Source organism: Streptomyces sp. ME19-01-6, assembly GCF_033793745.1.
GTDB lineage: Bacteria > Actinomycetota > Actinomycetes > Streptomycetales > Streptomycetaceae > Streptomyces.
Genome location: NZ_JARAXF010000001.1, coordinates 195,953 through 211,889, shown reverse-complemented (window position 1 = coordinate 211,889; position 15,937 = coordinate 195,953). Strand labels below are relative to the sequence as shown.

Sequence of the window (15,937 nt, the reverse complement as noted above, 5' to 3'; positions counted from 1 at the left end):
CTTGAACCCTCCCCCCACTGAAGCAGGGGGATTCCTGGCTCAGGAAGCCCCGCAGACCAGCGGCCTGAAAGGTCTTGCTCCCTCAACACCAGCCGGGACGGAACCTGCCCTGTTCGTTGAGCAAAGCTCGACTGTGCCGTCTTGGTTCTCGATCGGCACGGTGTGCGCGCTTCCTCCCCCGGCTGGAGCCTGGGGCATCCTCGAAGGAGACTTGGTGATCGTCAAAGTGCGGGGCGTCCTGCTCCGGTTCACCGGCTACGAGAACGAGATCGAGGTCGGCGGCGCCACCGTGCGTGACGGGCTGACCGCGCTGACCGACCGCTACCCCGACCTGGCCGAGGTGCTGATGGACCGCGAGGGAAGCGTACGCGCCACGCATCTGATCGCCCTCAACGGCGAGAAGCTCTCCCTGGACGAGCTGGACCGGGAGGCCACCGAGGACGACCGGGTGGACATCGTCACCGCGATATCCGGAGGCTAGCCGCCGATGCCGCGCAGCTCCACCTACGAGGTCGTGCTCGACGCGAGCCTCTTCACCCCGGCCCAGCTGCAGCCCACCGCCGTCGGGCGGCTCGCGTTCCAGGCCGGCACCCGCTGGCTGCGCGACCATGTGTGCAGCCACCGCACGCTGGTGTCCGAGCACCGGGTGGGATTCGTGCTGTGGGCCTGGCAGTTGGAGTACGAGCAGCCCCTGCGCTTCCTCGACGCCGACGACGCGCTGGTCGAGGTGCGCGCCCGGGTGCGCGGGCCGCGCTCGTCGCAGCTGGAGATGGAGATGACGGTCTCGGGCCCGGCGGGCGTGGCGGTGCGCACCCGCGCCACCTCGGTGCCGCTGGGGCTCAGCGGCGACCGGGCGCTCTCGGGCGCGCCGGCGACGCTGCCGGACGCGTTCGTGGCGGGCTTCCACGACGACGAGGTCGAGCGCTCCCCGTATCTGTCGCCGGTGCGCGGGCTGTTGGGCGCGTACGAGCGGGAGGGCGAGCGGATCGCCTCGCACACCACGACGTTCCGGGTGCACCGCCACCACTGCGAGGTGGCCGACCAGTGGTACTGGGTCGAATCCCTCGGGTTCGCGGGCGGCGCGCGCGAGGAATGTGTGATGCGGCACGGCGGGAAGGTGCCCGAGCTGCGCCGTGCGCTGGCCGAGGGGATCCGCCGGGTCGACGCGACCTGGCTGCGGGCCGGCCAGCTGTGGGATCTGCTGCAAGTGCGCACCACCGTCTACCGCCACGGCGGGCAGCTGGCGTTCGTCCATGAGCTGGGACTCTCCACCGACGACGCCGACGACGGCGGGGGCGGCGACGGCTTCGACGGCGGGCCGTACGCGATCGTGGTGGAGCGCGCATGACCGGGACAGGGGCGCCGTCGCTGTCCATGTTCGCGACGTCTGCGGCGGCGGAGGAGCTGGAGCGGGCGCTGGGCTGCCCGTTCGATCCGGGCACCGGCATGTCGCTGGCGGCCGGTGTGCGGGCGGACGATCTGGAGGCCGAGCCCACCGCGGCGTACGAGGCGGCCTGGGCGGCCGGTCTGCACGAGCACCTGGTACCGGTCGCCGAGGGCGGCCGGCTCGGCTCGTTCGAGTCGCTGCTGGCCGTGGTGCGCGCCGCGTCGCGCCGGGAGCTCGCGGTCTCGGTGGGGTTCGGCTCGACGCTGCTGGCCACCACGCCGGTGTGGATCTGGGGTGACGACGCACAGCGGCGCCGGGTCGCCGAGCTGGCGCTCGGCCGCGCCTGGGGCACCGCCGGCATCAGCGAGGAGGCGGCGGGCAGCGATCTGCTCGCCACCGCCACCCGTGCGGCGCCCACGGGCGACGGGTTTGTGCTGAACGGGAAGAAGTGGCTGGTCGGCAACGGCGGTCGGTCCTCGTTCGCCACCGTACTCGCCGCCTCCGACCCGTCCTTCGGACTGTTCCTGGTGGACTTCGAGGCCGTCGGCGGTGACGGGGTGCGGCGGCTGCCCAAGGTACCCACCCACGGCCTGCGCGGCCACGACCTGAGCGGCTTCGTCCTCAGCGACTGCCGGGTCGGCGCCGACGCCGTGATCGGGCGACCGGGCCGCGGCATCGAAATGGTCACCGGCATGCTCCAGTTCACCCGGACGCTGGTGGGCGGGAGCAGCCTCGGCGCGGCCGACACCGCGCTGCGCATCGCGCTGCGGCACGCGCGCGAACGGATGCTGTACGGCGAGCCGGCGCTGGCACTGGCGCCGGTGCGCTCGCTGCTGGCGCGCGGCTTCGCCGACCTGCTGATCGCGGAGTGCACCGCACTGGCCGCGGCGCGCGCCCTCGATGTGGCACGGCAGCGGATGGCACTGTGGTCCGCGGTGGCGAAGTACGTGGTGCCCGCGCTCTGCGTGGACGCGGTGAACGCGTGCGGCGAGGTGCTGAGCGCACGGGCCTATCTGCGCGAGGGGGTCGCGGACGGGGCGTTCCAGAAGCTGGTGCGCGATGTGGCGATCACCCCGGTGTTCGAGGGCACGCAGCTGGTGCAGCTGGACACGGTCCGCGCCCAGCTGGTCAGCGGGGAGCGGCGGCGGGCCGCAGGGCGGGCCGAGGTGCCCCTGCCGCTGCTGTTCGGGTTCGGCGAGCCGGTGACGCCGGTGGCGCCCCGGGACCAGCGCCCGTCGCTCACCTACGGGGCCGCCGACGAGGTGGTCGACCTCCTCGACGAGGCGGTGGCGGCGCTGGAGGACGACCAGGAGCTGGCCGCGCTCGGACACACACTGCTGAAGGTGCGCGACGAGACGCGGGAGACGCTGCGCGGGCTCGGCACGGCGCGCACCGGTGAGGCGTACGAGGCGGCCCGCCGGCACTGTCTGGTGCACGCGGGCGCCTGCTGTCTGCACACCTGGCTGTGGCGCCGGGAGGCGCTCGGCGGCCTGGCCGCCGACCGGGCCTGGCTCTCGGCCGCGCTGCGCCGCGTGGTGGAGCGGCTGGGGTTCCCGGTCGGGCCGGACCGGGAGGCCGAGGACCGGCTTGTGCGCCGGCTCGAAGACCTTGACGACGGCGATCGGGCGTTCTCCCTCGTACCGCTGCGGCTCGCCCCGCAGTACCGGGGGTCCGCGCCGGGCCGCATTGAGGCCACAATGAGGAGTACGCCATGACCACCGAACACCGCGACGCCGCCGCCGAGTCCGCCGGCGCCTGGCTGCCCTCGCTGATCGGAGAGCAGCTCGGCCTCGACGGGCAGCGGCTGCCCGTCGACCGGCCGCTGGGCGAGATCGGCATCGACTCGCTCACCGCGGCCCAGCTCTCCGTCGAGGTCGAGGAGCGCACCGGCGCCACCATCCCGCTGGAGCGGTTCCTCGGCGAGGAGACGCTGCAGGACCTGGTGCTCGAGCTGGACCGCGCCGAGCAGGGGGCCGGGGCATGACGGGCCGGGCGCACGCCGCCGATGTGATGAACCGGGGGGACCTGTCCCCAAGGAGCGGACACGGCACCCTCGACGCCGAGATCGAGCGGATCCGCCGCGAGGCCCGGCGCCGGTTCGGGAGCTTCGTCCTGGATGTGGCCAACCCCGGCTCGCACTTCCGCAACAAGGAGTGCCGGCCGCTCGACAACCGCGTCTTCGAGCAGGCCGGCGAGCTGGGGCTGATGGGGTTCTCGCTGCCGACCGAAATCGGCGGCGAGGGGCGGGACAAGCTGGCGTGGGGTGTGGTGGTCGAGGAGATCGCCCGCCTCTCGCGCGACCCCGGCTTCGCCGTCCTGCTCGACATCAGCGTCGAGATCACCGAACTGATCCTCTCCAGCGGCACACCTGAGCTGATCGAGGCCTACGTTCCGGACCTGGTGGCCGGCCGGCGCTTCGGGGTGCAGGGCGCGTACGAGAGCCGGGACCCGTACGACTACCACTCCACGGCGCGGCTGGACGGCGACGTCTGGGTGCTGAACGGCGCCAAGCGGTTCCTCGCCGGGGCGCGCTTCGCCGACCTCTTCGTGCTGTTCCTGCGCGACGAGGCGTCCAACGACATGCTGGCGTTCCTCGTCGAGAAGGACGACCCGGGCGTCACGCCCGTGCACATGGACACCATGGGCATGCACACCATGGGCCTGGGCCAGGTGATCCTGCACGAGGTCCGGCTGCCCCAGGCACGGCTTCTGTGGCGGGTCGACGCGCTCAGCGAGCTGAACACCTACGCGCGCATCCGCCGGACGATGAGCGCGTGCGGGGTGCTGGGCGCGCTGGACGGGGTGATCGAGAACTGTGTGGAGGCGCTGAACTCCCGCAGGCGCGGCGGACGCCGGGTGCTCGACCACGCCAACGTCGAGCGGTCGGTCGGTGAACTGCGCATGCTGCTGCAGTCGGCCCGCGCGAGCGTCTACCGGGCGCTGGACGGCACCCGGTCCCCGGACCGCGACCCGTACTTCGACGAGTTCGCCACCGTCGCCAAGCACCACGCGTCGGAGTGCGCGCTGCGCGTCGGCCAGTTGGTGATGGGCCTGCAGGGCGGCGAGGCGTACATGTCCGCGTTCCCGTGGGAGCGGTTCATGCGCGACATCCTGGGCCTGATCTCCGGTCAGGGCTCCCAGGAGATGCTGCTGCTGCAGCTGGGCCAGCGCACGATCGTCGGACTGGAGGGCAAGCGGGTGCGGGAGGAGGCCGCCGAGCGCACTGTGTCCAAGCTGGCGGACGGGTGGTGGGCGCTGCACGCCGCCGCGGACGGGGGCGGCGGGGAGTCCGCCGACGCGGTGGCGGCGGTGACCTCGGCCGCCGGGCTCGACGCTCCCGAGGTCCTCGACGCGGATCGGCGCGGATCGGCGGCCGCGCTGCTCGGGCGGGCCCACGCCCTGGTGGCCGCCGTACGGGCGGGGCGGGCGCCCGAGGCGCTGCCGCAGGGGCCGGCGGGCCTGTTCCAGGGGCGGCTCGCGGACCTGGCGGCGGGGGCGTGGGGCCTGCTGGCGAGCGCGGTGGCGAGCGAGACCGGGCTGCTGGCCCGGCTGCTGCAGCCGTGCACGGTGCGGGAGGCGGCCGAGGACCTGCTGCCGCCCGGCCTCGCCGAGGGGCTGCTGGAGGCCCTGGTGGCCGCCTCGGTGGTGCGCCGGGACGGCGAGGGCCGCTACGCCGCCGATGAGGGCCTGGAGCGGGTGCTGATCGGCGGCCCGCGCGCCTCGGCGTTCGCGGCGCGGCTGCGGCGTGCGCTGGACGGCGGGGCCCGGCTGCGCGACGGAAAGCCGGTCGCGGGGCGGGAGTCGCTGACCGGGTGCGGAGGCGAGGCGGCGGCGCTGGCGGATGTGCTGGTCAACTCCCTGCTGGGAAGGCTGGAGGGGCTGCCGGAGCTGCTGGACCGGCCCGGGGCGCAGGTGGGCTGCGCGGCCGGGGACGGCGGCCGGTCCGCCGTCGAGCTGGCGCGTCACATCCCGTTCGTACCGGTGCTCGCGCTGGAGCCGGAGCCGGTGGCCGTGAGAACGGTCGGGGGTGACGGTGAGATCCGGGTCCGGGTCGGCGACGGCGCGGGAAGCCCGGCAGGGAGCTTCACGGAGGGCGACCGGCTCGCGCTGGCCTGGCTGCCCGCCACCGGGCTGCCGGGCCCCGAGCCTCTGCGGGCGGCCGTCGCCGCGGCCAGGGAGGCGCTGCTGCCCGGCGGCTGGGTCGTCCTGCCGTGCCCGCTGCCGCCCAAGCGCCCGCTGGGGGCCGCGGCGGCCCGTCTGGACCTCGCGCTCGCGGGCGGGCGCACACCGACGGACGGCGAGGTCGAGGCCGCGCTGACGGCGGCGGGTCTTGGCCATGTGCGGACCGCGTGGGACGACGCCGCGCTCGGCGTCCGGCTGATCGCGGCGCGGCGCCCCGCCTGACGTACGACCGGTGCGGGGAAGGCGGCCGTGCCCGCGGGGCCCGCACCGGCCGCGGGGAAGGCGGCTCAGTAGTCGGCGCGCAGATGGATCAGGGCCTGGTTGCGACCCTCGGCGTGCTTGGTCTGGCCGATGCCGACGAGGTCCTTGGTGTAGTCGCTGTCCTTGGCGTGGCCGTGGGTCTCCGCCCAGTTGGCAACCATGGAGTCGACCTCCTTCTGGCCCGCCGTGAACTGCTTGGCGTTCGCCACGCTCGCGTCCAGGTTGGCCTCCTTGATGCGATCCCACATGATGCCGTGGGATTCGGAGCGGATGATCCGGTAGAGGATCTCCGAGCCGAACGCGGCGGCGTTGTTGGACACGAACTTCGGGCCGATGCTGGTGACGCTGGTGAGGGCGTTGTTGAAGTCCCGTTCCCACTGGATCTTCTTGTCGCGGTTGTCGAAGAGGACGTCCGCACGCACCCCGTCGTACATGCCGAGGACCGAGGACGCCTCCTGGATCGGCACCCGGGTGTGCTCGGAGACTTTCTCCGGCATGCCGGCGAAGGTCCCCGCCGCGTAGTGCCGCTGGGCGTTGTAGAGATCCGCGAACGCGTTCGGGTCGTTGGCGACCCCGCGCATGACCTTGACGAGGTGTTCCTCGGGGACGGAGACCCTGAGTTCGCCGTTCTCGTTCCAGAGTCCGTTGTGCTCGCGGTAGAGGGTGTTGTCGCGGGCGAGGGTCTGGTGCAGGTCGGGGGTGTAGTCAGCGAGGATGTTCGCCATCGGCTGGCGCAGCATGGGGTCCAGGTTCTCGGCCGCGCCAGCCTTGTTGAGCGATTCGATGGCCTGGTACATCACCCGGGCCTGGTCCTCGGTGTGCTTCCCCAGGGGGTAGTCGGTGCCCGGGACATGACCGGTAGCGGCCGATTCGAGCGCGGCGCCGAAGCCCATCTTGCCGAACATGTCGTCCATCGACTGGGGCGGGCCGACGCTGTTGAGAACGTTCTTCGGCCAGTCGCGCTGTTCGATGAGATAGGTGAGGTGATCGTTCTTCAGCGACCCCTTGCCCTCGGGGTCGAGGAACGCGGTGGCGGTGTCGGGGTCCTTGCTCATGAGGCCCAGGACGGTGTCGAGCGGATCGTTGACGAATTTGGGGTCCGCGCCGGTCCACTCGTCCCACACACCCGTGGGCTTTCCCTTCTCCGCTTTGATGATGTCGTCGCCCAGTGTGTAAAGGTACTGGTCGTCGAACTTGTCGTAGTTCCGGAGCATGGTCAGATACGACTGGTAGCCGTACCGCGGCACCTGCTTGCTGCCGTACTTCTCGAAGCCGACCTGCCGGATGCCCTCCGTCCACTCACGGAAGAACTTCCCGTCCGGGCTGTTCAGCCAGGCGTTGAACTGCGGTGAGCCGGGCGGGCGCTCCTTGAGGGTTCCCGGCACCGTGGTGGCCGTGGCCACCGAATGGGCCAGCCCCTGCTCCACGGAGAGATATTCGGTGTTGCTGACCGAGCCATCGCGGTTGTACGAGAGCCCGACGAGCTTGTCACTCAGCTTGATGGCGTCCCCGGGGCCCAGGCCGCTGAGGAACGTCTGGCTGAAGGGCTTGCTGTGCGCGTTGTTGCGCATCAGTATCTGCATTTCCTTCAGCTCCGCCGGGGACAGCTTCCCGTCGATGAGCTTCTCCCCGAGGTCCGTGGCCCGCCGCCCCTCGTACACCTCGACATCGCCCTGCGCGGCCCCGTTGAAGCCGTTCAGGTCGCCCTTGCCGTCCGTGTCCTTCACGGCCTCCCGCAGCGCGAGCTTGACGCCGAAGTCGGCGTCGTCGACGGCCTGGACGGCCTGCGCGATCATTCGGGTCCAGGAGCGCTCGGTCTCCGGGAGGTTGGGGTCGTGTTGGGCGTCGTAGGCCTCCTTCTTGGTGGCCTTGGCGTAGTCGTAGGTGCACCGGCCGTCGGCGTCGACCTTCATCCCGGCCTGCTGGGCCTGCTTGACCGCGTCCTTGACCGCGGCCACCAGCCGCACGAACTGCCCGTGGGCATCGCGCAGCAGATCCGCGACGGCCCGCGCCTCCACCTGGGCCGCGTCGAACTCATGGCGGGTCTGAGCGGCCACGTTGAAGTGGGAATTGGCGCTGACGCCCTTCCATGACGTACCGGAGCTGATCTTCTGGACCTTGGTCTGGTACGTCGTCTCCAGCTTCTGGAGCTGGTCGGCCATGTCGTCCCACGCCTGGGCGGCGTCGGTCAGCTTGGCGAGGTCGGTGTCCATGACCTGGCGGTAGGTGACCATCTGGTTCCCTCTCAGGGGTGCGAGGAGGTGAGGGGGAGGGGCAGCGAAGGCTGCGAACCGCCGTTGGCAGAGGTGCCGTTGGTCTGGGGACCGAAGATGCCGCAGAAGCTCGATCCCGTGTGCAGGTCCGTGCCCGTGAAGAGGGTGTTGGTGCCGCGCAGGGCCTCCTTCTCCCCGCCGATCCGCTTCGTCAGGGCCTTCACCTGCGTCTGCCACTCGGTCAGGACATGCTTGAGCCCCGCCGCCGTGTCCCAGCCATGGAACTCGCTGATCGCGGTGTTGGACTTGGTGTCCGCGTCGTCGCCCGCCTTGGTCAGGCCCGGCTCCAGCTCGTCCTCGATGACCCCGGCCGCCGTCTTCTTCTGCGCCGGAGACGTGCACAGCCCGCCGTACGGGGTGACCAGACCACCGCCGCCGCCACCGTCGAGCTGGTTGAGCCGCATACCGCTGGACCGCCCCGCCGCCGAGTGCTCCTCCTGCGCGGCAGCCTTGAGCTGGGCCCATTCCTCGTCGAAGGACATCTTGCGTTTTCCCCCGTCCCTACACACGGCGTGGTGCCGTCGACCATCCCCTGGGGATAGTTCGGGACGACGGAATACGGATCTTTACGGGGATGGAAACAAAACCCCTACACCAGCTGTAGATCGTGGACTTCGCCGCAGGTCAGAGCCCCATTCGCAGGGAGGTCAAAAACTCCCCGACGGCCGGGTCCACCGCCTCGGCGAGGTCGGCGGCGGTGCGCAGGTCCGGCGAGATGCCCACCGGCGCGAGCCGGCCGCGGGGCGTGATCTCGACGGCGCGCGCCGCCAACCCGGTCGGGTGCCGCGCGTCGGCGCCCGGCACGACCAGGGTGGGCGCCCGCACCGCGGCCACTCGGCGACGTCGCGGAGGGCCCGGCCGCGGCTGTCGGTGTTCGCCGTCCGGCGCGCGGGCCGGCGGCCGTCCGCCCTGCACCGCAGGCTGATCGCCGCGATCCACAGCGGTCTGGGCGACGGCCCGGACGGTGCCGGGGCGACGGAGAGCCCTAGCCCGCCTCGGCCCGGCGGGCGGAGAGGGCCCGTTCGACCTGGACGTACGTGACTCCGTGGTCGGCGAGCACATGGGCGGCGACGCCCGGGCGGGCGGTCAGGGCGAGCAGCAGGTGCTCATCGCCGATGTGCTTGTCGCCGCGGCCCAGGGAGATCCGCAGCGACCGTTCCAGGACCGACTTGGCCTCCCGGGCGAAGGGTCGCCGGAGCGGGCGGTCGCGCCGACGGGGGGCCTTCGCGGGCTCGGCGAGGGCGCCCCGGCGGTGGACCCGCTCGACCCGCGCGACGACCTCCTCGACGTCGATGCCCAGCCCGGCCAGGGCCTTGGCGCCTCGGCCGAGATGCCGCCGCGGCGGCGCACCGCGGCCAGGTCGCGCTCGATCGCCGCGCGGCGGCCGGCCGCGCCGAGTGCGGTGAGGACGTCGGCGGCGGGGGTGCCCGTACGAAATTGGTTCGACGGGCGATCCGGCATCCGGCAGCCTCTCGTCATGGCACTCCATTACTGGCCGCCCTCCGGGCTCCGGCTCACCACACCGCGCCTGGAACTGCGCCTTCCGGACCTGGAACTCCTCGACGAGATGGCCGCACTCGCGGTGGCGGGTGTGCACGACCCCGCCGAGATGCCGTTCGCCATCCCCTGGACCGACAACCCCCCGGAGCAGGTGGGGCGCAGCAGCTTCCAGCACCTCCTGGGCACCATCGCGCAGTGGAGCCCGCAGAAGTGGACCATGAGCTTCGCGGTGCTGCACGAGGGCAAGGTGGTGGGCCGCCAGGACCTGTTGGCGACCGACTTCGCGGTGACACGGCAGGCGGAGACCGGCTCCTGGCTGGGCCTGGCCCATCAAGGCCAGGGCATCGGCACGGAGATGCGGGCGGCAGTGGCACACCTGGCCTTCGAGGGGCTGGGAGCGCGCAGCGTGATCTCGGCCGCCATGCTGGAGAACGCGCGCTCGCTGGGCGTCTCGCGACGGGTCGGCTACCGTCCGGACGGGCTTGAGGTGATGTCCGTACGCGGACAGTCCCGCACCCTCCAGCGGCTGCGCCTGGAGCGCGCCGACTGGGAGGCGCGGCGCACCGTCCCGGTGCGGGTGACGGGCCTCGAGCCGTGCCTGGAGCTGTTCGGGGCCGCGGAGCGGGAACAAGACAGCGTGGACAGCAAGGACGGCGCGGGAGACACTCCGCGGTAGCGGCCGCTCAGGGGCCGAACCAGCCGGCCACATCCAGGCGGAAGCCGCTGGGCGGCACCATGACGCGCAGATCGTCCTCCAGACTGCGCAGCCGCTCAGGGCCGAGCGCCGCGGCCCACTGGGCGCGCAGCTCCTCGAAGACGGCGGCCGATGTGGCCAGCGAGTCCAGGCCGCGCGGGGTCAGCCGGATCACCTTGCGCCGGGCGTCCGCCGGATCGTCGGCCCGGACGGCGTAGCCCAGCGCCTCCAGGCGGTCGGCCGTCTTGCCCGCGGCCTGTTTGGAGACGCCGAGCCGTCGGCCGAGCTCGCTGGCGGTGGCCCCGTCGCGGCCGATGGCCTGCATGGCGAAACCGTAGGCGGGGCGGCCGTCCGGGTGGCCCCGGCGGGCCAGCTCGGCGTGCAACTGGTCGATGAGGGACCGGAATCCGGCGAACAGCAGCAGAGGCAGCTCGTATCCCGGCCGGTCCTGGGCGGGCGACAGGCCCTGGGTGTCATCAGTCATTGCGCAACTCGACAACCTGGTTTACGTTTTCGACAACCACATTGTCCATTCTAGGTCAGAGGGGATCTCCCGTCATGCCCACACACCCACCCACCCCGTTCGTCGATCACACCCTGGAATCCGCACCGGCCGCCTCGCGCGGACTCATGGAGGCCATGGCCCGCCGCCTGGGTTACCTCCCGGCGCCCGTCGGACGGCTGGCCGCCGCACCACAGCTGCTGGACGGCTTCCTCAAGCTCAGCGGACTGTTCGAGACGACGACCCTGGACCCGCTGGCGCGCGAAGTGGTCATCCTCACCGTCGCGACCCGCAACGCCTGCCACGTCTGCGTCGCCATGCACACCGGCAAGCTCGCCGCGCTCGACGCGGACGCCGAACTCACCTCGGCCCTGCGGGAGCGACGGCCCCTGGCCGACGAACGGCTCGAAGCGGTACGGCTCTTCACCGTCGAGGTCCTGGAGCGCGCGGGAGCGGTCGGCCCCGAGGCCCTCGACACCTTCCTGGCCCACGGCTACACCCCGCGCAACGCCCTCGAAGTGGTGCTGGGCATCGGCGCCTACACCATGTCGACCCTGGCCAACCGGCTGACCGACGCCCCGCTGGACGAGCAGCTCGCCCCCTTCGCCTGGCACGAGCACGCGGCCTGAAGCCAGAGCGCCCACTGCTCGTCCGACCGTCAGGGCGCCTCAGAGCGGGCCGGGGTGACCAGGCCGCACTCGTAGGCCGTGATGACCAGTTGCGCCCGGTCGCGGGCGCCCAGCTTGCCCATGATGCGGCTGACATGGGTCTTGGCGGTCAGCGGCGACAGCCCGAGCGCCTCGGCGATCTCCGCATTGTTCAGACCGCGGGCGACGAGGGTGAGGACCTGGCGCTCCCGTTCCGACAGAGCGCCCAGGCCGGCGGGGGCCAGGTCGGCCGGGGCCGGGGCGGCCGGAAGGCGCAGCACGCGGGCGATGAGGCGGGCGGTCGGTCCGGGGGACAGCAGGGACTCGCCGGCCGCCACGGTCCGTATCCCGTCCAGCAGTTCGGCGGGGCGGGTGTCCTTCACCAGGAACCCGGAGGCGCCCGCGCGCAGCGCCTCGACGATGTGCTCATCGGTGTCGTACGTGGTCAGGACGAGGATCCGCACCCCGGCGAGATCGTCGTCGGCGGCGATGCAGCGGGTCGCCTCGATACCGTCGAGATCGGGCATGCGGATGTCCATGACCACCAGGTCGGCGCGCGCGGTGCGGGCCAGCTCGACGGCCTCCCGGCCGGTGCCCGCCTGTCCGACGACCTCCATGTCGGGGGCCGACTCGATCAGCATGGCGAAGGCCGCGCGCACCAGCGTCTGGTCGTCGGCGAGCAGCACCCTGACACTCATACGGTTCCCTCTGTCGGTGGTGTGTGGATCGGTGAGGGGCCGCGCCCGGGCGGGGGCAGTGCGGCGCGCTTCCGGGCGGCCCGGCCGTACGGGAGGACGGCTGCCACGGCGAAGCCGGGGCCGTCCCCGCGCGGCCCGGCGCTCAGGGTCCCCGCCACGCTGCGGGCGCGTTCGCGCATGCCGATGAGGCCGTAGCCCTGCGGGCGGTCGGGGTCCTCGGCCGCGGACGGGGTCGGACCCTCACCCGACGGATTCGACTGCCCGGACTGGCCCGACGGACCCGACTGGTCTGCCGGGCCGTCGTCCACGGCCGCGACGCGCAGCCCGCCCGCCCCGTCCCCCGCCACGGTGAGCCGCACCAGGGTGCCGGGCGCATGGCGGACGGCGTTGGTCAGGGCCTCCTGCACGATGCGGTACGTGGCCGCGCCCACGGCCGGCGACAGATCCGACCCGTCCACGTCGACCGTCAGCCGCACCCGTACGCCCGCCGCCTCCGCGGCCGCCGCCAGGTCGGTCAGACCGGCGAGCCCGGGCGGCGGCCCCGTACCGGCCCCGTCGGCTCCGTCCGCCTCGCCGTCCTCCCTCGCCCTCAGCACCTGCAAGGTGGCCCGCAGTTCGGCGCGTGCGTCACGGCAGGTGTCGGAGATGGCGTCGAGCGCCTTGGCCAGCGTGACGCGGTCGAGCCGTTCGGGGTCGGCGATCAGGACGTGGGCGGCGACCGAGGTCTGGACGCCGATCAGCGTGATGCTGTGCGCCAGCAGGTCGTGCAGATCGCGGGCGATCCGCAGCCGCTCCTCGGCGACGCGCCGGGCCGCCTCCTCCTCGCGGCTCCGCTCGGCGCGCTCGGCCCGTTCGACGATCGCCGCGATGTACGCGCGGCGGATCCGCACCGCCTCGCCGATCACCACGACCGACAGCACCCAGCCGGAGCTGCGCAGCATCTCCAGCGCGCTGTGGGGCCGGCCGCCCCACGACATGATCGTCACGATCAGCCCGATCGCGAAGGTGACGGTGAGCAGGGACCGCAGGGGCGGGCCGAGGACCGCGAGGGTGTAGAAGGCGGTGAGCCCGGCGGGGACGGCGGCGAGGTGCGCGTAGTTCAGCGCGTGGTACGGGCCGACCATGAGAACGACCGCCACGGTGACGAGCATCGGGCTGTGCCGGCGCCCGATCAGCACCACGGCGCTGCCCGCGAGCAGCGTCCACCCGAGCGCGTCGAGCCCACGGTCGCCGTCCACGTGCGCGAACAGCGCCAGCGCGCACTGCACGGCGAGCACGACCGCCGCGAGCCCGGCGTCGGCCCGCCACCGGGACGCGGCCCCGGCCGGGGTCTCGGCTGCGGCCGCCTCGGGGCGGCGGCGGAAGGCGCGCAGCACACGCGCCACCGGCAGTCGGCGTCGTCCCTGGCCTGGCGTGGCGGGCTCCGTCCGCCGCTCGGGCTCGGTGCGGGTCAGTGGGGGCACAGGTCCATCCTGACGGGTCGACTTGAGGAAGTCCTGGCCCGAGCCGGGCGAACCGGCCCGAGCCAGGGGATCTCACCGCTCATCCCCCGTCCGCGGGCACCGCCCGCTGGGCATCGGCCCCGGACTCAGGGGCAGCCGGGCGGCGGGAGAGCGCTCCCGGCCACCACACCCGGCGCCCCAGCAGCAGGCTCGCCGAGGTCACCAGATACGTCCGGACCAGGAAGGTGTCCAGCAGCACCCCGACCGCGACGACGAACCCCATCTCGGCCAGCATCACCAGCGGCAGCGACCCGAGCACCGCGAAGGTCGCCGCGAGCACCAGGCCGGCCGAGGCGATCACGCCGCCCGTGGTGCGCAGGGCGGTGAGCGCGGCCTCCGGGGTGTCCGCGCCGCGCAGCGACTCCTCCCGCATGCGGTGCATCAGGAAGATGCCGTAATCGACCCCGAGGGCGACCAGGAAGACGAACGACAGCAGCGGCAGTCCGGGGTCGGTTCCCGCGAAGCCGAAGACCGGCTCGAAGAAGAGGCCGCCGAGGCCCATCGCCGCACCCCAGACGGCGATCACGGCGACGACCAGGACGAGCGGCGCGATCAGGCTGCGCAGCAGGACGGCGAGGATCAACAGGACGGCGAGGAGGACCAGCGGGATGACCAGCGCCCGGTCGCGGGAGTCGGTGTCCTTCTGGTCGAGTTCCTGGGCGCTCGCCCCGCCGACATGGGCGTCGGCGCCCTGGATTCGGTGGAGTCCGTCGCGCAGGGCCTGGATGGTGTGCCGCTCCCTCGCGGACTGCGGGGGCGCCTTGGCGTAGACGTCGATCTCGGTCCACCCGCCGCTGCTGCGCCCGCGCTCGGCCCGCGCGACGCCCTCCGTACGGCCCGCACGGTCGAGCACGTCACCGGCCCGCTCACTGCGCGCGAAGACGCTGATCGGCTGACTGCTGCGCTCGGGGTAGGCGTCGGCCAGGGCCTTCATGGCGACGACGGACTCGGGCCGCTCGGTGAAGGTGTCTTCCTGCTTGAGGTCGCCGGGCAGGGCGAGGACGCCGAGCGCGAGGGCGCCCAGCAGCGCACCGCCCGCGAGCAGCACGGTGCCGGGCCTGCGGGCCGCCGAGCCGCCCATGGCGGCGAACAGGCCGCGCCGGGCGCGTGGCTGACTGCCGTACGCGGGGATCAGCGGCCAGAACACCCGGCGGCCGAGCAGTACCAGCACCGCGGGCAGCAGCGTCAGCATGGCGGCGAGCGCGCACACCACGCCGACCGCGCCGACGGGCCCCAGGCCGCTGCTGCTGTTGAGATCGGCGGCGAGCAGGCACAGCAGCCCGGCGGCGACGGTGCCGCAGGAGGCGAGCACCGCCGGGCCGCAGCCGCGCACGGCGGCGCGCATCGCGTCGTACGGGAGTTGGTGGCGGCGCAGCTCCTCGCGGTAGCGGGAGACCAGCAACAGTGCGTAGTCGGTGCCCGCGCCGAACACCAGGACGGTCATGATCGACGAGCTCTTGCTGGTGACAACGAGGTCGAAGCCCTGGACGAGCCCGTAGACGACGGCCATCGCTGCCACCGCCGCCGCGCCGACGACCACCAGCGGCACCAGCCACAGCAGTGGGCTGCGGTAGGTGAGGATCAGCAGCAGGGCGACGACCCCGGCGGTGGCGAACATCAGGGTGCCGTCGGTCGACTCGAAGACCTTCTGCGAGTCGGCGCTCAGCGCGCCGTCGCCGCCGAGCAGGGCGCTCAGGCCCTCGGGGTGGCGGGCCAGCTCGGCGCGTACGTCCTTTACGGCCTCGGTGCGAGCCGTGTCGTCCTTCAGACCAGTCAGCGCCATCGGGTACATGACGGTGGTGCCGTCCCGGGACGGGATGGCACGCGGGGGCTGGTCCGCGACCGTGTCATGGCGGCCTGCGACCCGGGCGACCTGCGCGTCGGCCGCCTCGCGGTCGGTGGCGGTCAGCCCGCCGTCCCGCCGGTAGACGAGGACGAGGTCGGTGGTGTCGCCGCCGGGCAGCGCCGCCTGGAGCTTGGCGACCTGAGTGGAGTCGGCGCTCGCGGGCAGATAGTCGACCGCCGTGTCGCGCTTGACGTCGCCGAGCTTGCCCGCGAAGGGCACGGCGGCCAGGAGCACCAGGACCCATGCGGCGATGACCGTCAACGGCAGCGTGCGGCGGCGGCCCGCGGCGCGGTCCGGCTTGCTCCGCTCCGGTGACGGTTTGCGTGACGGTTTTCGGGGCGCGGTCGGGTGCGTTGGCTGCGTGGTCTGCATAGCGTCCAGGCTCCCGGCGCCGGGCGGGCGAATCGTCGCGCCGACGAGGGAGATGGCGGCTACTGCGCCGGGT

At 72.9% G+C, this 15,937-nt stretch carries 14 protein-coding genes and 1 pseudogene; 7 read left to right on the top strand and 8 right to left on the bottom strand.

The annotated features are described in order from the left end of the window. The first annotated feature begins 214 nt into the window (after positions 1-214). From PV419_RS00890 to PV419_RS00870, 5 genes are read left to right on the top strand one after another with little or no spacing between them, the layout of a single operon-like run. Positions 215-481 carry a MoaD/ThiS family protein gene (locus PV419_RS00890; RefSeq protein WP_319685660.1) on the top strand — a complete coding sequence of 89 codons (267 nt, stop codon included), beginning with the start codon at positions 215-217 and terminating at the stop codon, positions 479-481. A gap of 6 nt (positions 482-487) precedes the next feature. After that, positions 488-1,348: an acyl-CoA thioesterase gene (locus PV419_RS00885; protein ID WP_319685659.1), complete on the top strand. Its 861-nt coding sequence runs from the start codon at positions 488-490 to the stop codon at positions 1,346-1,348. Beyond that, a complete protein-coding gene (locus PV419_RS00880) occupies positions 1,345-3,102 on the top strand; it encodes an acyl-CoA dehydrogenase (protein ID WP_319685658.1) in 1,758 nt (585 codons plus the stop codon). Before PV419_RS00885 ends, PV419_RS00880 begins: the two co-directional genes overlap by 4 nt. Continuing rightward, positions 3,099-3,371 carry an acyl carrier protein gene (locus PV419_RS00875; protein ID WP_319685657.1) on the top strand — a complete coding sequence of 91 codons (273 nt, stop codon included), beginning with the start codon at positions 3,099-3,101 and terminating at the stop codon, positions 3,369-3,371. The genes PV419_RS00880 and PV419_RS00875 overlap by 4 nt, the downstream gene beginning before the upstream one ends. Beyond that, positions 3,368-5,791, top strand: coding sequence for an acyl-CoA dehydrogenase family protein (locus PV419_RS00870; protein WP_319685656.1), 2,424 nt, complete (start codon positions 3,368-3,370; stop codon positions 5,789-5,791). The genes PV419_RS00875 and PV419_RS00870 overlap by 4 nt, the downstream gene beginning before the upstream one ends. A 65-nt stretch (positions 5,792-5,856) precedes the next feature. On the opposite strand, the gene PV419_RS00865 is transcribed toward PV419_RS00870, so the two are convergent. The 4 genes and pseudogenes from PV419_RS00865 to PV419_RS00850 all read right to left on the bottom strand — a co-directional run. Next, positions 5,857-8,064, bottom strand: a complete 2,208-nt coding sequence (locus PV419_RS00865) for a DUF6571 family protein (protein ID WP_319685655.1) — start codon at positions 8,062-8,064, stop codon at positions 5,857-5,859. An 11-nt stretch (positions 8,065-8,075) separates the two neighbouring features. Beyond that, a complete protein-coding gene (locus tag PV419_RS00860; protein ID WP_319685654.1) occupies positions 8,076-8,585 on the bottom strand; it encodes a hypothetical protein in 510 nt (169 codons plus the stop codon). A 142-nt stretch (positions 8,586-8,727) separates the two neighbouring features. Further along, complete coding sequence (locus PV419_RS00855) at positions 8,728-8,928, bottom strand: hypothetical protein (protein WP_319685653.1); 201 nt, start codon at positions 8,926-8,928, stop codon at positions 8,728-8,730. Positions 8,929-9,088: 160 nt separating this feature from the next. Beyond that, positions 9,089-9,537 (bottom strand): annotated as a pseudogene (locus PV419_RS00850) (Clp protease N-terminal domain-containing protein); the annotation flags it as partial. 43 nt (positions 9,538-9,580) lie between these two features. Here PV419_RS00850 and PV419_RS00845 point away from each other — a divergent pair. After that, entirely contained in the window at positions 9,581-10,279 is a 699-nt protein-coding gene (locus tag PV419_RS00845) for a GNAT family protein (RefSeq protein WP_319685652.1), read from the top strand. A 7-nt stretch (positions 10,280-10,286) separates the two neighbouring features. Here the strand turns inward: PV419_RS00845 and PV419_RS00840 are convergent, their stop codons facing one another. Continuing rightward, positions 10,287-10,781 (bottom strand): MarR family winged helix-turn-helix transcriptional regulator, encoded by a 495-nt coding sequence (locus PV419_RS00840; protein ID WP_319685651.1) that lies wholly within the window; start codon positions 10,779-10,781, stop codon positions 10,287-10,289. Positions 10,782-10,855: 74 nt separating this feature from the next. On the opposite strand from PV419_RS00840, the gene PV419_RS00835 reads away from it, so the two are divergent. Further along, a complete protein-coding gene (locus PV419_RS00835) occupies positions 10,856-11,428 on the top strand; it encodes a carboxymuconolactone decarboxylase family protein (RefSeq protein ID WP_319685650.1) in 573 nt (190 codons plus the stop codon). 29 nt (positions 11,429-11,457) lie between these two features. On the opposite strand, the gene PV419_RS00830 is transcribed toward PV419_RS00835, so the two are convergent. The 3 genes from PV419_RS00830 to PV419_RS00820 all read right to left on the bottom strand — a co-directional run bounded on the left by PV419_RS00830 (position 11,458) and on the right by PV419_RS00820 (position 15,864). Next, positions 11,458-12,144: a response regulator transcription factor gene (locus PV419_RS00830; protein ID WP_319685649.1), complete on the bottom strand. Its 687-nt coding sequence runs from the start codon at positions 12,142-12,144 to the stop codon at positions 11,458-11,460. Further along, the gene (locus tag PV419_RS00825) at positions 12,141-13,607 is read right to left on the bottom strand and encodes a sensor histidine kinase (protein WP_319685648.1); all 1,467 of its coding nucleotides are present in this window, start codon (positions 13,605-13,607) and stop codon (positions 12,141-12,143) included. Before PV419_RS00825 ends, PV419_RS00830 begins: the two co-directional genes overlap by 4 nt. Before the next feature lie 79 nt (positions 13,608-13,686). After that, on the bottom strand, positions 13,687-15,864 hold the full coding sequence (locus PV419_RS00820; RefSeq protein WP_319685647.1) for an MMPL family transporter: 2,178 nt from the start codon (positions 15,862-15,864) through the stop codon (positions 13,687-13,689). Positions 15,865-15,937: the final 73 nt, after the last annotated feature.

Bases quoted from the DNA above. Each gene is read 5' to 3' on its own strand.
- PV419_RS00885 (WP_319685659.1), top strand. From the start codon at position 488: ATGCCGCGCAGCTCCACCTACGAGGTCGTGCTCGACGCGAGCCTCTTC.
- PV419_RS00880 (WP_319685658.1), top strand. From the start codon at position 1,345: ATGACCGGGACAGGGGCGCCGTCGCTGTCCATGTTCGCGACGTCTGCG.
- PV419_RS00875 (WP_319685657.1), top strand. From the start codon at position 3,099: ATGACCACCGAACACCGCGACGCCGCCGCCGAGTCCGCCGGCGCCTGG.
- PV419_RS00870 (WP_319685656.1), top strand. From the start codon at position 3,368: ATGACGGGCCGGGCGCACGCCGCCGATGTGATGAACCGGGGGGACCTG.
- PV419_RS00865 (WP_319685655.1), bottom strand. From the start codon at position 8,064: ATGGTCACCTACCGCCAGGTCATGGACACCGACCTCGCCAAGCTGACC.
- PV419_RS00860 (WP_319685654.1), bottom strand. From the start codon at position 8,585: ATGTCCTTCGACGAGGAATGGGCCCAGCTCAAGGCTGCCGCGCAGGAG.
- PV419_RS00845 (WP_319685652.1), top strand. From the start codon at position 9,581: ATGGCACTCCATTACTGGCCGCCCTCCGGGCTCCGGCTCACCACACCG.
- PV419_RS00840 (WP_319685651.1), bottom strand. From the start codon at position 10,781: ATGACTGATGACACCCAGGGCCTGTCGCCCGCCCAGGACCGGCCGGGA.
- PV419_RS00835 (WP_319685650.1), top strand. From the start codon at position 10,856: ATGCCCACACACCCACCCACCCCGTTCGTCGATCACACCCTGGAATCC.
- PV419_RS00830 (WP_319685649.1), bottom strand. From the start codon at position 12,144: ATGAGTGTCAGGGTGCTGCTCGCCGACGACCAGACGCTGGTGCGCGCG.
- PV419_RS00820 (WP_319685647.1), bottom strand. From the start codon at position 15,864: ATGCAGACCACGCAGCCAACGCACCCGACCGCGCCCCGAAAACCGTCA.